We start from the raw sequence: 13,636 nt of genomic DNA, 5'->3' as shown, positions 1-13,636 counted from the left end.
ACGGGTCCAGGGCAGGACACAAAAGGTCGATCGCTGTGTGAGTCAGGATGCGGGAAGGTCTTCACTGCATCAGTAATCACACCAATCTGGTTAAACGGCAAACTAAGTGGTGGTAAAGACTGACATCGGCATTATTACTGTCGATGTGAATTCATTTTACGCCAGCTGTGAAATAGCCTTTCGCCCTGACTTACGCGGGCATCCGGTGGTGGTGTTAAGCAATAACGATGGCTGCGTCATCGCCAGAAACCACGAGGCGAAACTGCTGGAAATTCCAATGGGCGCGCCGTATTTCAAAGTGAAATCACAGTTTGAACGTCATCAGGTAGCGGTGTTTAGCAGCAACTATGCCCTTTATGGCGATATGTCCCATCGCGTCATGACGATTCTCGAAGAACTGGCGCCCGCGGTGTATCAATATTCCATTGATGAAGCGTTCGTAAATTTGACCGGGATCCATCGTTCTGAGGAGCTTGAGGCATTTGGTCGCCACGTGCGTAGTACATTACTCCAGAGTACCGGCTTGACGGTAGGGGTCGGGATCGGGCCGACGAAAACCCTGGCCAAGCTGGCGAATTATGCGGCCAAAAGGTGGCCAAAATTCGAGGGCGTTGTCGATCTCTCATTGCCGGCCAGGCAGAGAAAACTGCTGGAGAAGGTTGCCGTCGGTGAAATCTGGGGAGTGGGGCGACGCATTGCGAAAAAGCTCAATGACATGGGGATTACGACGGCTCTTCAGCTGGCCGAGACGCCCGCTCCGCTGATCAGAAAACATTTCAGCGTTGTAATGGAGCGCACCGTGCGGGAGCTGAGAGGCGAGCCGTGTCTTGAACTGGAAGAGTATATGCCGACTAAACAGCAAATTATCTGCTCGCGTTCCTTTAGTCAGAAGGTGATTGAATACGGGGCGATGCGCGAAGCCGTCTGCAGCCATGCGGTCCGCGCCGCCGAGAAGCTGCGCGCGGAGCACCAGTACTGCCGCTATGTTTCGGTCTTTGTGAAGACCAGTCCGTTTGCGGGTCATGAAGTCTATTACAGCAAAGACGCCGGCACGAAAATCCACATCCCGACGCAGGATAGCCGGGATATCGTCGCTGCGGCGCTAAAATGCCTGGATACTATCTGGCGGGAGGGATGCCGATATCAAAAGTGTGGCGTGATGCTGGGCGATTTCTTTAGCCAGGGAGTGGCGCAGTTAGGCCTGTTTGACGACTATCAGCCGCGAGCGAATAGCGAACAGCTGATGACGGTGCTTGATTTAGTGAACCGACGTGAAAAAGGCCAGCTCTGGTTTGCCGGGCAGGGAATCGAGCGCAGCTGGGAGATGAAACGGCATATGCTGTCGCCAGCCTACACCACCCGATTCAGCGATTTGCTGCGGGTGAAATTGTAGGCTGGTATGAAAGGGAGTGGTTATCCGGAGCGGCGCTCCGGACGACAAACCGTCAAACATATCGCGCAGCGCTTATTGCAGGCCCGCCAGTTCATCGGCGGTCAGCGCTAAAGTTTGCGTTGTTCCGCTTTCGGCAGACTGCGCTGCGGCTTCCAGTACCGCCATGACGGCGAGCGCTTCTAAGGGCGATACCGGGTTGCTGATTTTGCCGGTCAGCGCATCGCGGACGTGAATATAGTACTGCCGCTGATCGCCTCGTGGCGCGCTGATTTCACTGGCGCGCAGGTTGGCATCAAACACCGCCAGGCTATCGTCATCTTCGCCCCAGCTTTCGCTGCCCGGGACCACGCCCGCCAGCAGCTGGCTCTCCTGCTGGTCAGCGCGTTGTTTGACGACGCTACCTTTATCACCATGGACGGTAAAGCGGGATACGCCGCCCGCGACCAGCATGCTGCAGTGCAGAACCACTTTGTGCTGCGGATAGTTCAGCACCACGTGCGCCCAGTCGTTGATTTCCGCGCCTTCACGCAGGGTGGCGATATTTCCCTGCACCGACTGCGGCAGGCCGAACAGCTGCAGCGTCTGGTCGATCAGATGCGGACCTAAATCAAACCACAGGCCGCTGCCCGGTACGTTCTGCTCCCGCCAGCGGACGCGTACTTCCGGGCGGAATCGGTCGAAATGGGATTCAAAATGTTTAACTTTGCCGATGAGCCCCTGTTCGATAACCTGCTTCACGCCCAGATAATCGCTGTCCCAGCGGCGGTTATGGAATACCGACAGCACCCGCTGTTTCTCTTCCGCGAGGGCAATCAGTTCGCGAGCCTCCTGCATATCGAGGGTAAAGGGTTTGTCGACGACGACGTGCTTGCCGGCGTGTAAAGCCAGACGGGCAAGCGGAGCATGGGTTGCGTTAGGAGAGGCGATAACCACCAGATCGACATCCGGATGCTGGATGGCCTCTTCAGGCGATGCGATGACGGTGACGTCTGGCAGGTCACGTTTCACTTTCTCTTCATCACGCGAGGCGACAATCGCCAGATTCAGGCCGTCGACGGACTGGATCAGCGGGGCGTGAAAAGTTTTGCCGACGAAGCCGTAGCCAATCAGGGCAATATTAATGTTCTTACCGGTAGTCATAAGCATCTCCGCGTTATTAAGCATCAGCGATATGGAGCTGTATTGAGTCGTTATCCTTCAGTTCGTCCCAGGGGCGATCGAGGAAGAGCTGATGGATGTCGGCGAGTCCGGCAACCAGCCAGGGTTCGCAGTGATTCAGTTTCATATGATCGGCCACCAGCCAATGTTCCGCGCTGGCCGCCAGCATGGCGCGCTTGACTTCAGCATCCGCCTCCTGACTGGCGCTGAGGCCGAGGTCGGCGTGGAGCGCGCAGGTGCCGAGAACAGCGATATCCGCCCGATAGCGTTCCAGCAGCGAAACCGTAGCGCTACCGGTAAACAGGCGCTGCTGCATATCCCATTTCCCCCCCAGCAAAATAAGCTGAATATCCGCACGGGTGCTGAAGTGCTGGGCAATATCTAAAGAGGGGGTGATGACCGTCATTGGACCCTGTATCTGGGTGGCGACAGCCAGCACGGTGCTCCCGGCGTCAAGAAACAGCGTGGATCCGCCGGGGATCTTCTCCGCCACCATTTTACCTAAGCGCTTCTTGGTATCCGGTAGCAGGGTGTTCCTGTTCTGCCGATTCATGGCGGAGAGATTGAGCGCGATAGCGCCGCCGTGGTTTTTCTGGGCGAGCCCCTGTTTTTCGAGGTCGCTAAGATCGCGGCGCAGCGTATCTGCAGAAACCTGCAGTCTGTCTACCAGCTCACTGATCGTGATCTGGCCTTTTTCACTAAGGATCTCAATGAGATATTTTTGCCTGGCCGTTTTATGCATCGTTTGAACCCGCAAAATGCTGCAATAACTTGCATAATACAGCATTTTGCGGAAAAAGAAATCTTCACAACGCGCGGCCGCGGGGATGAGTTAATGAAGACTTTTATACGGGATGGCTCGATCAAGGGCTGAAATCACCGTTTGAATCCACGTGACGTCGAGGCGATAAGTCGGGATTGCAGAAAAAGACAAGAGATGAATAGTCTAAAATGATACCGAGAAATAACTTGAGTTAATGAGTGTGTTTATATCAAAATTCACTATCAGCAGCGATAGCGCTGGTTTTTGCTAGCGCTTCGTCGTGAGCTGGACTTGCTGGCGACGGTCCGGTTGGCAGAAATATAATTCATATGGATGGCATGACGTTTTCTCACTATTTCCGTTTGGGTTGAATGCTGAAAATATTAATCCCGGATGGGCACCTCGAAGTTAATTGGTGAGGGGAATGCCCGTCACGCCAGATAGCTATTTTACTTAAAGTTCGTTGAGTGCCCGTTCTCAGGTCAAAAAATAATGTTTATTTATATCGTGTTTTTTAAAACGACGATAGCTGTACTGTGCGTATCGTTAGCTATCTGGATAATACTTGATTTACTTTCGTCAGCAGGCTAAATCGATGTTGAATATTGTTATTAAAAATAATAACCAGTTCTTTAATTTGGGATTTCATTTTTTATTGCAAGCGCTCTTCCCGGAATACTCGTTCTCTACACAGGTCACCGCATCGCTTAACGAAGAGCTCGTGCGTGATGCAGACGTCGTCGTACTGGATTTATGTCGCGGAGAAGAGTTCGTATGTCATCCAGAGTTGTTAAATCGTAAACCGGGATTGCTGATCGGCGTGGTTGCCAGGCTAAATCATCGAGGGAGAGGCGCTTTGCCGCTCTGCTTGAAGGAGATAGTTTTTGTTGGGCGCGATGAGAAGCTCTCTCAGGTTATTGCGAAAATTAAACTTTCATGGGTTCTGACGCCTCCGTCAGCAAAAGAAAAGCTGGCGCTCCGGTGCGATAGTTGCCCGCAGAGGACGCTTTCCCCGCAGCAGAGAATCATCGCGGCGGCAATTTATCAGGGGTTAACGGTGAACACGATTGCCAGAAAGCTATCGCTTTGCAATAAAACGGTTTTTGCCCACAAGCGTCTTATTATGTCTAAATTCGATCTACGCAATGATTTAGACCTCGTACTATTGCTGCGTCATCTGGATAACGCACGCTGGGTTGCGAAAGATAATTCTTAAACTTGCAAACCGGCAAGATCGCTCTATTCTTATTTTGCTTACTAAAATGGAGGAAAAAGCAATGTGTACCAATTTGCATGACAACGCTCGTCAATACGCAGAAGAGAAAAAATGAACGGCTCCTGCTAGCCTGCCTTCCCGTCAGCCCAGCGTCTGGCGGCAGGTGATAATGCAGGTTAGACACCGTATTGCAAAGTTCATCAGCAACCCGCCGCCGGCGGGTTCTTTTTTTCAGCCCTCCCGCTTTTCGCCAGTGAATTCAGCAGCATGCCCTGATTAGCTCTTGCGTAACCGTCGCGTAAGGCTAGACTACGGAAATGTGCATGAGTTAACGGAGGTCCAGTGGACGCCATTAAGGGATCGGAACTGAACGTGCCGGATGCCGTTTTTGCCTGGGTGTTCGACGGGCAGGGCGGCGTAAAGCCGTTGGTCGACAGTGACACCATTGATAAAGAGCATCCTTGTTGGCTGCATCTCAACTATACCCATGTGGATAGCGCGGAATGGCTGGCATCGACGCCGCTGCTGCCCAATAACGTGCGTGACGCGTTGGCCGGGGAGAGCACTCGTCCGCGAGTGACGAGGATTGGCGATGGGGCGTTAATCACGCTGCGCTGCATCAATGGCAGTACCGATGAGCGCCCGGACCAGCTGGTCGCGATGCGTCTTTATATGGATGAGCGCTTGATTGTCTCCACCCGGCAGCGCAAAGTCCTGGCGCTCGACGATGTACTCGGCGATTTGCGCGAGGGCAACGGTCCGGTTGACGGCGGCGGCTGGCTGGTGGAGGTCTGCGATGCGCTGACCGATCACGCCAGCGAGTTTATCGAGCAGCTTCACGACCGGATTATCGATCTGGAAGATGATTTATTGGATCAGCAGGTTCCGCCGCGCGGTTTCCTGGCGCTGTTGCGTAAACAGCTTATCGTCATGCGCCGCTATATGGCGCCGCAGCGCGATGTGTATGCCAGATTAGCCAGCGAGCGTCTGCCGTGGATGACGGACGATCATCGGCGCCGGATGCAGGACATTGCCGAACGTCTGGGGCGAGGTCTGGATGAGATTGATAGCTGCATCGCCCGCACGGCGATTATGAGCGATGAGATCGCGCAGATTATGCAGGAGTCGCTATCGCGAAGAACCTATACGATGTCGTTGATGGCCATGGTTTTTCTGCCCAGTACCTTTTTAACCGGTCTCTTTGGCGTCAACCTCGGCGGCATTCCCGGCAATAGCTGGCATATGGGTTTTGCCATTTTCTGCCTAATGTTAGTCGTTCTCATTGGGGGTGTTACATGGTGGTTGCATCGTAGTAAATGGCTGTAAAGAATCGTCTTTTGTCGCGATGATGATGGTGAAAACCCGGCAATGTTTGAGCGAAATCAATAAACCATCTACCCATTCAGGGCAATATCTCTCTCGCAGGTGAATGCAACGTCAAGCGATGGGCGTTGCGCTCCATATTGTCTTACTTCCTTTTTTGAATTACTGCATAGCACAATTGATTCGTACGACGCCGACTTTAATGAGTCGGCTTTTTTTTTGCGCTCTGTTTCTCAGCTTCTACGCTTAACGGGTGTACCCGCCCACAACCGGGAGTCAATATGCGTAATAAACAGCTGAACTCAATTCCCATTCCGCCGGAACCCAACGATCCGGTACCGGTCCACGATCCCAAACCTCGCCCGCGCCCGTTACCCGACCCGCCGCCTGATGATGAGCCGATTAAATTGTCGCATCGGGAGCGGAGATCTGCGACGATACGCGCCAGCAGATTGTCCGCCCCTAAATGTAATGCGAGAAATAATTGTGACCGCTTTTTCAACTCTGAATGTTTTGCCCGCCGCCCAGCTAACTAACCTGAATGAACTGGGGTATCTTTCGATGACCCCGGTTCAGGCCGCGGCTTTGCCGGCGATTCTTGCGGGTAAAGATGTCCGCGTGCAGGCAAAAACCGGCAGCGGTAAAACGGCGGCATTCGGCCTCGGGCTACTTCAGCACGTTGACGCCTCGCTGTTCCAGACGCAGTCGCTGGTGCTGTGCCCAACCCGCGAGCTGGCGGATCAGGTCGCCGGCGAGCTGCGTCGGCTGGCGCGCTTCATGGCGAATATCAAAATTTTAACCCTCTGCGGCGGCCAGCCCTTTGGCGCCCAGCGCGATTCGCTACAGCATGCGCCGCATATTATCGTTGCTACGCCGGGGCGGTTGCTCGATCACCTGCAAAAGGGCACCTTATCGTTAGATGCCCTACAAACGCTGGTGATGGACGAAGCGGACCGCATGCTGGATATGGGCTTTAACGATGCCATTGATGAAGTGATCCGCTTTGCGCCGGCTTCGCGCCAGACGCTGCTGTTTTCCGCTACATGGCCGGAAGCGATAGCGGCAATCAGCGGCCGCGTACAAAACAACCCGCAGGCTATTGAAATTGACGCCGTTGATGCACTGCCGGCTATCGAGCAGCAGTTTTTTGAAACCTCGCAACACGGCAAAATCGCGCTGCTGCAAAAGCTGTTGAGCCAGCATCAGCCTGCCTCCTGCGTGGTGTTCTGCAACACCAAAAAAGATTGTCAGGCCGTCTGCGACTCGCTAAACGCCGCCGGGCAAAGCGCGCTGTCGCTGCATGGCGACCTTGAACAGCGCGATCGCGACCAGACGCTGGTGCGCTTTGCTAACGGGAGCGCGCGCGTGCTGGTGGCGACCGATGTTGCTGCGCGCGGGTTAGATATCAAGTCGCTTGAGCTGGTGGTGAACTATGAACTGGCCTGGGATCCGGAGGTTCACGTACACCGTATTGGTCGTACCGCCCGCGCCGGTGAAAGCGGCCTGGCGATTAGCCTCTGCGCGCCGGAAGAGGCGCAGCGCGCAAATATCCTTGCCGAAATGCTGCAAATGAAGCTCAACTGGATGAGTGGGCCGACGAATAGCAGCGTTGTGCCACTGCAGGCAGAGATGGCCACGCTATGCATTGATGGCGGCAAAAAAGCGAAGATGCGCGCGGGCGATGTGCTGGGGGCATTGACCGGTGATATCGGTCTTGAGGGTGCCGATATCGGTAAGATCGCCGTTCATCCGGCGCATGTCTACGTTGCCGTGCGTCAGGGCGTCGCGCATAAAGCGTTTAAGCAGCTACAAAACGGGAAAATTAAAGGTAAAGCCTGCCGGGTTCGTTTGCTGAAATAAGTGCGGAAAGGCGTCTCAGGCGCGTGCCTGAGACGCAAAGGCGTTATTTTACTTCCACAACGTTCAGGCGCAGCTCATCCAGCTGCGCGTCATCTTCATCCGGCTGCCAGCCGGCCGGCTGCATCGGAATCTCTTCACGATCGAACGCCAGATCGCCGCCGTCAACGACCGCAGAGCCGTGCTGAATGCCTTTAAAGTCGAACAGATTGACGTCGCTGAGATGGGAAGGCACCACGTTCTGCATCGCGCTAAACATCGTTTCGATGCGCCCTGGATAGCGTTTGTCCCAGTCGCGCAGCATGTCGGCAATCACCTGGCGCTGGAGGTTGGGCTGCGAGCCGCACAGGTTGCACGGAATAATCGGAAAACCTTTCGCCTGGGAGAAACGCTCAATATCTTTTTCCCGGCAGTAGGCCAGCGGGCGAATCACGATATGTTTACCGTCATCGCTCATCAGCTTCGGCGGCATCCCTTTCATCTTCCCGCCGTAGAACATATTCAGAAACAGAGTCTGCAGGATGTCGTCGCGGTGGTGGCCGAGGGCAATTTTGGTCGCGCCCAGTTCAGAAGCTGTACGGTAAAGAATGCCGCGGCGCAGACGTGAGCAGAGCGAGCAGGTGGTTTTACCTTCCGGGATTTTTTCTTTAACAATGCCGTAGGTATTTTCTTCAACAATCTTGTATTCAACGCCCAGCTGCTCAAGATATTCCGGCAGGATATGTTCGGGGAAGCCCGGCTGTTTTTGATCGAGGTTGACCGCCACCAGGGAGAAGGAAATTGGCGCGCTTTTCTGCAAGTTGCGCAAAATCTCCAGCATGGTGTAGCTGTCTTTACCGCCGGAGAGGCAAACCATGATGCGGTCGCCTTCTTCAATCATATTAAAATCAGCGATCGCCTCGCCGACGTTACGGCGCAGGCGCTTCTGCAATTTGTCGATATTGTATTTTTCTTTCTTTGTAACTTGCTGATTATCAAGCATTATAAACGTTCTCTGAAACGAAAAGGCATGTAAGGGGCAAAGTTAACTTCACGGTGCAAGCCCGGCGTCAGGCATTGATAGCCGATCGCCGTTCATTTCATCCATCCCTGTACTGTCGACTTTGAACACCATTTATTGCGTTTTCATGCCCCATCTGGTTAACAATGGTTAGCACCGGCTTACAGCAGCCAGCAGGCAAAAGTATGTCGCGTATGGTACGGATTCCGACGACGAATGCCAGCGCGTTTTACGGCGGCTTTCCATCTGCTAACGATAGTGCGGCGAGTTTTGGCCTCAATCCCCCCTCCGGGCAGAAAGACAAACGTCGTTTTCAGGCTCGCCAGCGTCGCACGCCCGGTGATGGAGTGTATCTGGTAAAAGGGTGCGAGAATTTATTGTTCGCGATAATCAAAAAGCGTTGGCAAGGTACCTCGCTTTTTTTTAAAGCAGGGGCCTTGTTCCTGCTTTTGCCATAATCCGCCAGGATCGCGATATAATTATTTACATCCTGATAATTACACAGCGAAGGTATTTGGCGCAGGTGAATAACAGCGGTAAAGTTTGAGTAAAAATAACCTGATGCACACTGATTCCCTACAACGCCAGAGCAGTTAGATTTTTTCCTGATAATAATCTGAATATGTGCCTGCTCAATGGGGTTTTTCCTTGCAAAACGAAGCGCTTATCCAGCCCACACTCTTATTTCTCGGATTATGAATAAGGCAATTACAAAAATTGACAGTTGCCTGATGTTTTTATGAGATTTAAACTTTCACTGCAACTTATGGATTAACTTTGATTATGGGAATAAAAATGAAAAAAAGTACCGTTGCAGTAATGATGATAGCGACTCTTTCAGGATCAGCTTATGCCGAGTCAATGCAGCTAAGCCCAAATTTTTCTGCGGAAAATTTTACTGTATCGACGTCTGCAGGGATGCTGAGTGGGAAATCACAGGAGAGAGTTTATGACGCGGATACGGGGCGAAAGGTCAGTCAACTTGACTGGAAAATAAAGAATGTCGCCATTGTGAAAGGTGATATCTCATGGGATGCCTACTCCTTTTTGACGCTGACCGCCCGCGGCTGGACGTCGTTGGCTTCAGGCTCAGGACATATGGATGACTATGACTGGATGAACGATAACCAGTCCGGTTGGACAGATCATTCATCTCATCCCAGCACCAATGTCAATTATGCCAATGAATACGATCTCAGCGTGCAGGGCTGGCTTTTCCAGGACGACAATTATAAAGCGGGCGTAATTGCGGGTTATCAGGAAACGCGTTTCAGCTGGACGGCTACCGGAGGTTCTTACAATTATGATAACGGTGCGACGACTGGCAATTTTCCGACCGGTGAGCGTGGGATAGGATACAGCCAGAGATTCTCCATGCCCTATATCGGTCTCGCGGGTCAATATCGTATCAATGACTTTGAGTTTAATGCCTTGTTTAAATTCAGTGATTGGGTCAGAGCTCATGATAACGACGAACACTATATGCGTGAGTTGACCTTTCGTGAGAAATCAACTAATTCGCGTTATTATGGTACATCGGTTGATGCCGGGTATTACATCACGCCTCATGCCAAAGTTTTTACTGAATTCACCTATAGTAAATATGAAGAGGGTAAGGGAGGCACTCAGATTATTGATACCTATAGCGGTGAATCAGCTTCAATTGGGGGAGATGCTGCCGGCATTGCAAATAAAAACTTTACCATCACAGCCGGACTTCAATATCGATTCTAAATCATTACCGCCCGTGGATATAGCAAGCAAAACTCGCTAATCCCGGAGCGCGCGATAATCAGTATGGAGTGTCTCCCGCTCTGAGGGCACTCCATTATCCACGGCCATATCACCCAATGCTTCAGAGGATGGATTGTGGCAAGCACAAAGGGATCGCCCAGGAATTGCTAAAAACCGAAGGTAAATGCAAGGCGCTTATCCTCGTGTGCCGGCATTTCATTTATCTCCTCGTATGCTCTACCTGTGGCGCAAAATCCGCCACGAACAAAGATACGATTCACGAATGCATCAGGTAACCTTCAGGTAGGGGCGCGAAAAGATGAGTTTGTCCGGGCAAAGAGAAGGCAATTGAACCGAAAGGGAAATGGGCAGGCAATGATGATGCCTGCCGCCGGCAATTATTTAGCGCAATAGACGCGCGCTTCACGCGGAGTATAAATACCCAGGGTGACAAAACCCAGCAGGCCGTTGACAAAAGTCTGCTGCACTTCAGTACGGACTACTTTGTCGGCGCCGCCGCAGACTTTGGCAGCATCAATTTGCTTCGACTGGCCAATGCCGCTGACAAAGAAGTGGTGAGTGGTGACCTGCTGAGGTTGAACGGTGACGCCAGGATTTACCGAGAAGCTCTGCTGGGCGCAACCAGAAATAGCGGCTGCGGCGAAAACTACCATAATTAACTTTTTCATTTCATCCCTATAATTGTTGTAAAACATACCCATGTTCGGGCAAAGGTTTTATACAGCAAAATGAAAAAGACACAACGTACTAATTTTTATAGTACCAGGTAAATGATTCCCCTATCTGCGATGCTGCGGGTACGGCCCAGTGCTCAGATTGCGGAAAAAAAGCCCGCACAGCGGCGGGCAGAGTAGGTTTACCGCACGACCAGCACCGAACATTCCGCATGGCGGACAACGGCGGCGGCGTTAGAGCCCAGCAGATAGGTGGTGATATCGGGACGGTGCGAAGAGATAATCACCAGATCCGCGGGGAGAGACTTCGCCATAGCAAGGATTTTATCTTTTGGCGAGCCTTCCGAAACGTGAAAATGGATACGGTCTTCGGGAATAGTAAACTTTTTCACAATCTCTTTCAGCCGCGATTCCGATTCGGCTTTGAGGTCATCCATCGCCGGCAGCTCTGCGGTGTAAGCCATTCCCAGCGAAGCGTAATAGGGAAGGGAGGGAATGACGGTCAGGAAATGCACCTCGGCATCATCGATTCTGGCTTCAGCTTCAACATGCTTGATAACGCGATCGGTTAATTCTGTATCGGAAATATCGATGGGCACAAGAATCATTCTGTTCATAAAACCTCCTGTTTAAGTAACCACTTAAAGTGTAGGCCATCCAGTTGATTATTGTACATTGAGCGCAATCACACTTTCGCCATCAGGCACGGCGGCGTTCAGTAAATTTACCTTTGATCACGCCGTCGTAAAAACGGCCTTTAGAAACCACCTGGAGAAAGTCGCGGAAAATGCGCGGCGGGACGCCGAGATACTGTAGGGTTTTGTTATCGCGAAAACGAATTTCAAGAATACCGGAGGACTCATCGTAGGCGATGGAATGGATACGGGATGATTTCACGGGATGATGGTGCATGGCGGGCGTCCTCTACGGCTACGGCGGTTCCTGGTAGCAATATAACATTCATCGGTCGATTATTTTAAAGCAATTGATATATTGTTTTGCTTTGAATGCAGTCGATGGCCGGGAGGGGAAGAGAAAGCCCGCAGTTGCCAGCGGGCCCGCAGATTAGAACTGGTAAACCAGGCCTAAAGCAACCACGTCATCGGTAGAGATGCCGTTGTTGGAATAGAAGCTATCGTCTTCGTCCAGCAGGTTGATTTTGTAATCAACGTAGGTGGACATATTACGGTTGAAGTAATAAGTCGCACCAATGTCAGCATATTTAACCAGATCTTTGTCACCATCGGTTTTGCTCAAATCTTTACCTTTAGACATCAGGAAAGAGACCGCCGGACGCAGACCAAAGTCGAACTGATACTGCGCAGTTACTTCAAAGTTCTGGGTTTTATTGGCGACGCCGTTGCCGTTACCGTATGGCGTCATGTTGCGGGTTTCGGAATACATGGTTGCCAGGTAAATATTGTTGGCATCGTATTTCAGGCCGGTAGTCCAGGCTTCCGCTTTATCGCCCTGTGCGGTAGTTCGGGTCATCTGATCGTTGGTACGGTCAGAAGAGGTGTAGGCAGCGGCAGCGCTGATACCCATACCGAAATCATAAGAAGTTGACAGACCAAAACCGTCGCCGTTGGCGTTACGTACGCTGCGATCGCCGTTGTTGGTGCCTTCGCCGCTGCCGGCGTTTTCATTTTTACCCTGATACTGCAGGGCGAAGTTCAGGCCGTTAACCAGACCGAAGAAGTCATTGTTACGGTAGGTCGCTACGCCGTTAGCGCGGCCGGTCATAAAGTTATCGGCCTGGGTGTAGGAGTCGCCGCCGAACTCTGGCAGCATATCGGTCCAGCCTTCTACGTCGTACAGTACGCCGTAGTTACGGCCATAGTCGAATGAACCGTAGTTAGCGAATTTTAGACCCGCAAACGCCAGACGGGTCCAGGACTGGTTGTCGGCGCCTTCGGTGTTGTTCGCCTGAACGTTATATTCCCACTGACCGTAGCCGGTCAGCTGATCGTTAATCTGAGTTTCGCCTTTGAAGCCAAGACGGACGTAGGATTGATCGCCATCTTTAGATGAATCATCGGAGAAATAATGCAGACCATCCACCTTGCCATAGAGGTCCAGTTTATTTCCGTCTTTATTATAAATCTCAGCAGCGTGAGCAGCGCCAGCAGCTAACAATGCCGGGATAACGAGGGCCAGTACTTTTCTTTTCATTTAGACAATCCTTTAACGGTTTTTGTTTTAGCTTCCTCCTGGGAAGTGAACTCATGCTAAATGAGCAAATTAAGATATGGTAAATATCAATTGTTACGATATGAGTAAAATCTAAAATAAATAATTCAATTGAAATGGTGATAATTATAATGAATGATTTTGTGAAATACATACAAAATAAAAATTATACACGGTGATTTTAATATCGTATTATCCGCCCGTTATATGCCTTTTATTGTCATCTAAGAATTTATGTTGCCCTCCGTTCCTGAGAATGGTTTTTATTGAGCGGTAAAATGACAAGCCCGAATGAATATTCGGGCTT

The 13,636-nt window shown here is 51.6% G+C and carries 13 protein-coding genes and 1 pseudogene; 7 read left to right on the top strand and 7 right to left on the bottom strand.

The window, feature by feature from the left end; genetic code table 11:
- The first annotated feature begins 109 nt into the window (after positions 1-109).
- Entirely contained in the window at positions 110-1,393 is a 1,284-nt protein-coding gene (gene umuC / locus CDA56_RS07515; RefSeq protein ID WP_277949465.1) for a translesion error-prone DNA polymerase V subunit UmuC, read from the top strand.
- A gap of 72 nt (positions 1,394-1,465) precedes the next feature.
- Here umuC and CDA56_RS07510 read toward each other — a convergent pair whose 3' ends face one another.
- Positions 1,466-2,557 (bottom strand): oxidoreductase, encoded by a 1,092-nt coding sequence (locus CDA56_RS07510; protein WP_170873315.1) that lies wholly within the window; start codon positions 2,555-2,557, stop codon positions 1,466-1,468.
- Complete coding sequence (locus CDA56_RS07505) at positions 2,550-3,293, bottom strand: DeoR/GlpR family DNA-binding transcription regulator (protein WP_102803586.1); 744 nt, start codon at positions 3,291-3,293, stop codon at positions 2,550-2,552. Before CDA56_RS07505 ends, CDA56_RS07510 begins: the two co-directional genes overlap by 8 nt.
- Before the next feature lie 616 nt (positions 3,294-3,909).
- Between CDA56_RS07505 and CDA56_RS07500 the strand changes: the two genes are divergently transcribed.
- The 4 genes and pseudogenes from CDA56_RS07500 (at position 3,910) to dbpA (ending at position 7,713) form a co-directional block, all read left to right on the top strand.
- Entirely contained in the window at positions 3,910-4,530 is a 621-nt protein-coding gene (locus CDA56_RS07500; protein ID WP_102803585.1) for a helix-turn-helix transcriptional regulator, read from the top strand.
- 342 nt (positions 4,531-4,872) lie between these two features.
- Positions 4,873-5,856: a zinc transporter ZntB gene (zntB, locus tag CDA56_RS07495; RefSeq protein ID WP_004850311.1), complete on the top strand. Its 984-nt coding sequence runs from the start codon at positions 4,873-4,875 to the stop codon at positions 5,854-5,856.
- 278 nt (positions 5,857-6,134) lie between these two features.
- A pseudogene (ynaL, locus tag CDA56_RS31500) lies at positions 6,135-6,299 on the top strand (proline-rich small protein YnaL); the annotation flags it as partial.
- A 40-nt stretch (positions 6,300-6,339) separates the two neighbouring features.
- Positions 6,340-7,713 (top strand): ATP-dependent RNA helicase DbpA, encoded by a 1,374-nt coding sequence (dbpA, locus tag CDA56_RS07485; protein WP_103814225.1) that lies wholly within the window; start codon positions 6,340-6,342, stop codon positions 7,711-7,713.
- 43 nt (positions 7,714-7,756) lie between these two features.
- Here dbpA and ttcA read toward each other — a convergent pair whose 3' ends face one another.
- Positions 7,757-8,692: a tRNA 2-thiocytidine(32) synthetase TtcA gene (ttcA, locus tag CDA56_RS07480; protein ID WP_025107977.1), complete on the bottom strand. Its 936-nt coding sequence runs from the start codon at positions 8,690-8,692 to the stop codon at positions 7,757-7,759.
- 203 nt (positions 8,693-8,895) lie between these two features.
- On the opposite strand from ttcA, the gene CDA56_RS30860 reads away from it, so the two are divergent.
- Together CDA56_RS30860 and CDA56_RS07465 are read left to right on the top strand one after the other, a co-directional pair.
- Positions 8,896-9,168: a hypothetical protein gene (locus CDA56_RS30860; RefSeq protein WP_102803583.1), complete on the top strand. Its 273-nt coding sequence runs from the start codon at positions 8,896-8,898 to the stop codon at positions 9,166-9,168.
- A gap of 337 nt (positions 9,169-9,505) precedes the next feature.
- Positions 9,506-10,444 carry an omptin family outer membrane protease gene (locus CDA56_RS07465; protein WP_102803605.1) on the top strand — a complete coding sequence of 313 codons (939 nt, stop codon included), beginning with the start codon at positions 9,506-9,508 and terminating at the stop codon, positions 10,442-10,444.
- A 398-nt stretch (positions 10,445-10,842) separates the two neighbouring features.
- On the opposite strand, the gene CDA56_RS07460 is transcribed toward CDA56_RS07465, so the two are convergent.
- From CDA56_RS07460 to ompC, 4 genes are all read right to left on the bottom strand, one after another.
- Positions 10,843-11,133, bottom strand: a complete 291-nt coding sequence (locus CDA56_RS07460; protein ID WP_014229121.1) for a Bor family protein — start codon at positions 11,131-11,133, stop codon at positions 10,843-10,845.
- 188 nt (positions 11,134-11,321) lie between these two features.
- A complete protein-coding gene (uspF, locus tag CDA56_RS07455; RefSeq protein WP_025107975.1) occupies positions 11,322-11,756 on the bottom strand; it encodes a universal stress protein UspF in 435 nt (144 codons plus the stop codon).
- A gap of 82 nt (positions 11,757-11,838) precedes the next feature.
- Positions 11,839-12,051: a KTSC domain-containing protein gene (locus CDA56_RS07450; protein ID WP_004850325.1), complete on the bottom strand. Its 213-nt coding sequence runs from the start codon at positions 12,049-12,051 to the stop codon at positions 11,839-11,841.
- 153 nt (positions 12,052-12,204) lie between these two features.
- The gene (gene ompC / locus CDA56_RS07445; RefSeq protein WP_004850328.1) at positions 12,205-13,311 is read right to left on the bottom strand and encodes a porin OmpC; all 1,107 of its coding nucleotides are present in this window, start codon (positions 13,309-13,311) and stop codon (positions 12,205-12,207) included.
- Positions 13,312-13,636: the final 325 nt, after the last annotated feature.

Origin of the sequence: Klebsiella michiganensis, from assembly GCF_002925905.1 — a bacterium.
GTDB classification, from domain to species: Bacteria; Pseudomonadota; Gammaproteobacteria; order Enterobacterales; family Enterobacteriaceae; genus Klebsiella; species Klebsiella michiganensis.
The sequence above is the reverse complement of the archived record's forward strand: the minus strand, read 5'-3'. Positions and strand labels throughout refer to the sequence as shown.

Excerpts from the sequence above, each read along its gene's own strand:
- ompC (WP_004850328.1), bottom strand. The coding sequence starts at position 13,311 with ATGAAAAGAAAAGTACTGGCCCTCGTTATCCCGGCATTGTTAGCTGCT.
- CDA56_RS07500 (WP_102803585.1), top strand. The coding sequence starts at position 3,910 with ATGTTGAATATTGTTATTAAAAATAATAACCAGTTCTTTAATTTGGGA.
- uspF (WP_025107975.1), bottom strand. The coding sequence starts at position 11,756 with ATGAACAGAATGATTCTTGTGCCCATCGATATTTCCGATACAGAATTA.
- CDA56_RS07465 (WP_102803605.1), top strand. The coding sequence starts at position 9,506 with ATGAAAAAAAGTACCGTTGCAGTAATGATGATAGCGACTCTTTCAGGA.
- CDA56_RS07510 (WP_170873315.1), bottom strand. The coding sequence starts at position 2,557 with ATGCTTAATAACGCGGAGATGCTTATGACTACCGGTAAGAACATTAAT.
- CDA56_RS07505 (WP_102803586.1), bottom strand. The coding sequence starts at position 3,293 with ATGCATAAAACGGCCAGGCAAAAATATCTCATTGAGATCCTTAGTGAA.
- CDA56_RS07460 (WP_014229121.1), bottom strand. The coding sequence starts at position 11,133 with ATGAAAAAGTTAATTATGGTAGTTTTCGCCGCAGCCGCTATTTCTGGT.
- CDA56_RS30860 (WP_102803583.1), top strand. The coding sequence starts at position 8,896 with ATGTCGCGTATGGTACGGATTCCGACGACGAATGCCAGCGCGTTTTAC.
- CDA56_RS07450 (WP_004850325.1), bottom strand. The coding sequence starts at position 12,051 with ATGCACCATCATCCCGTGAAATCATCCCGTATCCATTCCATCGCCTAC.
- ttcA (WP_025107977.1), bottom strand. The coding sequence starts at position 8,692 with ATGCTTGATAATCAGCAAGTTACAAAGAAAGAAAAATACAATATCGAC.